Source organism: Frankia sp. CcWB2, from assembly GCF_977927585.1.
This window is the reverse complement of sequence record NZ_CDWRCM010000186.1, coordinates 4,317-7,796: the sequence shown is the minus strand read 5'-3', so window position 1 is coordinate 7,796 and position 3,480 is coordinate 4,317. Positions and strand designations below refer to the sequence as shown.

The 3,480-nt window shown below is 72.6% G+C and carries 2 protein-coding genes and 1 pseudogene; all 3 read right to left on the bottom strand.

The window, feature by feature from the left end:
• On the bottom strand, nucleotides 1–2,382 hold a 2,382-nt coding region (locus tag ACY45C_RS17280; protein ID WP_462188595.1), incomplete at its 3' end, for an amino acid adenylation domain-containing protein.
• Between the two features lie 15 nt (nucleotides 2,383–2,397).
• A complete protein-coding gene (locus ACY45C_RS17275; RefSeq protein ID WP_462188594.1) occupies nucleotides 2,398–2,679 on the bottom strand; it encodes an MbtH family NRPS accessory protein in 282 nt (93 codons plus the stop codon).
• Between the two features lie 190 nt (nucleotides 2,680–2,869).
• A pseudogene (locus ACY45C_RS17270) lies at nucleotides 2,870–3,457 on the bottom strand (YqcI/YcgG family protein); the annotation flags it as partial.
• Nucleotides 3,458–3,480 lie beyond the last annotated feature (23 nt).

Below are 3,480 nucleotides of genomic sequence, written 5' to 3'. Positions count from 1 at the left end.
GCCGCGCAGCACCGTGAACGCGTCCCCCGGGTGGTCCCGGCGTTCCTCCCAGTAACCGCGCAGCTCGCTCAGCAACCCGCCGGCGGACGGGCCGACCGGCGGGGACGGGCGTTGGTGCGCCAGGAACGAGAACAGGTGGCGTTCGAGGACCGGCTGGGCGAGCGCGCCACGCAGCCGGTTCCCCGCGCCGTAGAAGTCCGAGGCGTCACGATCGGCCGCCGCGTTGCGGTTCGGCGGCAGGTACAGCAGGTCCGCGTCGTAGATGTTGCGCAGCATCCGGTGCCCGAGCAGGCCCGAGAGCTTGAGGGTGTCCTCGGGTCCCAGCGCGGTGCCGTAGTCGAGCCAGGCCAGGTCGGCGGGCCGGACCGGGCGCCGGTACGGGTCGTCCTCGGTGGTCAGCTCCTCCCACTCGGCCGGGCGGAAGGCGGGGTTCGACGCGAACGAGCGCACGAGGGCGTGCGCGCCCGGTCCGTGCTGGGCGGCCTCCACCCGGCGGGCCAGATCGTCGGGCCCGGCCGGCTCGACGGGTTCCGAGCGGCCGGGTTGCTCCACCGGCGCGCTCGCCGCCGGCACTGGGTCGAGGGATCGCTCCGGGGTGGTGGGCCCGGCCAGCGTCGTGGTCTGGTCCGAAGTCATCGAGTTCCTCCTCTGGTGGGGATGGTCGTTGGCGGCGGGCGGGCCAGGCGGGCCGGGCGCGGCGAGCGCGCTCCGGTCGATCTTTCCGGCCGCGGTCAGCGGCAGCTCGGCGACGTCGACGAAGGTGTCCGGGACCATGTGCTCGGGCAGCCGTTCGGCCAGGCAGGCGCGCAGGTTCGGTGGGCCGCTCGCCCCCGCGCGCACGCAGTACGCCCGCAGCTCGCCGTCGTCCCCTGCCTGGCCGGGGACAAGGACGACGGCGGCCTGGCGGATCCCAGGCTGGCCGCACAGCACGTTCTCGATCTCCTCCAGCTCCACCCGGAAGCCGCGGATCTTCACCTGGTTGTCGGCCCGGCCGAGAAACTCGATCTCCCCGTCGGCGCGGAACCGGCCCAGGCCTCCGGTGGCGTACATCCGGCTGCCGGGCACTGGGCTGAACGGGTCGGGCACGAACTGGTCCGCGGTGCGGCGCGGGTCGTTGAGGTAGCCCCGGGCCAGCGGCAGCCCGCTGATGAAGAGCTCGCCGACCGCGCCGAGCGGCACCGGGTTGTACTCGGCGTCCAGGACCCGGAGCTGAGTGTTCGGGTTCGGCCGCCCGATCGACACGCGGGCGGTGGCCTGGTCCGGGTCGAACACCCGGCAGGAGACGCCGATCGTCGCCTCGGCGGGCCCGTAGCCGTGGTAAAGCCGGGCCCGCCACCGCTCCCGGAAGCGCCGGTAGGCCTCGTCGCGCAGGACCTCGCCCCCGCACCAGACGTGCCGCAACGAACGCCCCGCCTCCACCGCGTCCGGACACTCGAGCATCGCCCCGAGCGTGGACGGCGCGACATAGCAGAACGTCACCGAATGGGCGCGGATGATCTCGAGCAACGCGCCCGGATCCGCCTCGGCCCCAGGCGGCGCGATCACCATGAGCGCCCCGGCGACCAGCGGCAGGAGGATTTCGTTGATCGAGATGTCGATGCTCAACGGCGCTTTGTGCAGGACGACGTCATCACCGGTGAGGCCCAGCAGGTCGACCTGCCAGCGCAGCCGGTTGCAGATCGCCTGATGACGGATCATCACGCCCTTGGGTGTCCCGGTCGACCCGGAGGTGTAGATGACGTAGGCGAGGTTCTCCAGGTCCACGGCGGGGTACGGGTGCGGGTTGTCGGCCGAGACCGCCCTGGCGGGCGTGCCGCCACCGGCGGTGACGAGCCGGCCGGCGGGGTCCAGCCGCAGCAGCGGCACGAAGCCGGCGCTGGCCGACAGCTCGGGCGGGGCGCCGGCCGCCCCGGCCACCACCGCCGCGATCCCGGCTTCGTCGGCCACCGCGCTGATGCGCCGGGCCGGCCAGGAGCCGTCCAAGGGGACGAACGCGCCGCCGGCTCGCAGCACACCGAGCAGGGCCACCACCTGGGCGGCCGAGCGTAGCAGGCACACACCGACGGTCACCTCCGGGCCGACCCCGACCGCGCGCAACGACGCGGCGACGGCTTCGGCCCGCCGTTCGAGGTCGGCGTAGGTGAGGGTGACGGCCACGCCCGCGCCCGCGTCGGCGCCCGCCAGACCGACAACGGCGGTCGCCTCCGGCGTCCGGCGGGTCGCCTCCGCCACAAGAGCGGTGAGCGAGCGCTCGACGAGCGGATCCACCCGCCCGCTGGAGAAGTCGTCCGCGACCGGTCGCCGCTGGTCGAGGTCGGTCCCGCCCCGGCCAACGTCGCTGGATGGACCCGAAGTAGGGATGGAAGACCGTCTCGCGACCATGGTTTTCCCTTCCGTTCAGGCGGAACTCGTGGCGACCGGCCCGCGGCCCGACGCCGGGTCCGGGCCCTCGAGCCCGCCGTACCGGCCGGTGCGCGCCGGCGCGGCGGCGCCGGACGAGCCGCCGCCGCGGCCTGACATCCGTCGCCGCAGGCTGCGTGGCCGCAGATCGGTCCAACTCAGCTCGATGCTGTCCAGGCAGTGCTGCCGGGTTCCCGTGACGGGCGTGTCGAACCAGCCGAGCGCATTGCGTCGCCCGTACGGCCACACCGAGTACTGCTGTTCCTGGTTGACGACCACCTTGAACAGGCCCGTCGCGGCCGGGCCGGGCCGGCCCCGCTTTCCCGACCGCCGCCCCGGGCGCTGTTCCGGGCGTCTCCACGGCGGCTTTCCCGGCGCTTGTTCCGGCCGTCTCCCGGCCGGGAGCGGCGTGGAACGGGCATTTCTCTGCGACCGATGCGTCGTCACGCAGGAAGTACTGCTTCCATTCCCGGTTGTCCGGGTCGCCGTAGGAGCCCAGCAGGGGCGTTGAATCCACCTCATCCATCCTCCTGAGACGCTCGCGGATTATTTTCCGCGCGGCGGCGCCCCGCGGGCTGGTCGGCTCCAGGCCGGTGAAGACCCAGCGGGGCTGGAACGTGATGGTGAACACCGGGTTGCTCCGGCTGCGTAGCCGGTGGTGAGCCGGCGTGTTACAGACGACAAAAATCGGGGTGCCGCGGAAACTGAACTCCCAGCCGGGATCGTCGATGTCGGTCGGGATGTCCGACGGCCAGGGCTCGCCATCGCTGTCGTGCAGATAGCGCAGCACCGACCAGAATCGCTGTTCGTAGGAGAGGACGTCGTCTGGCTCCGGCCCCGCCGTCCCGCCGCCGGATCCGAAGAAAACCACGAGGGAGGTGTTCCGCGATATCGACTGGTACACCGAGAGATAGGCGGCAAGGATATCCGGCAGTACGGACCAGGTCCGTTCGTCGTGCAGATCGTCGACGAAACCGAACCGCAGCCCGCCACCATGGGCCGCGGCCACCGCGAAAACGCAGGGGAAAGGCTCGGCGTCGGACCGCAGCGTCGCCATGATATCCCGCGCGCAGGCGGCGC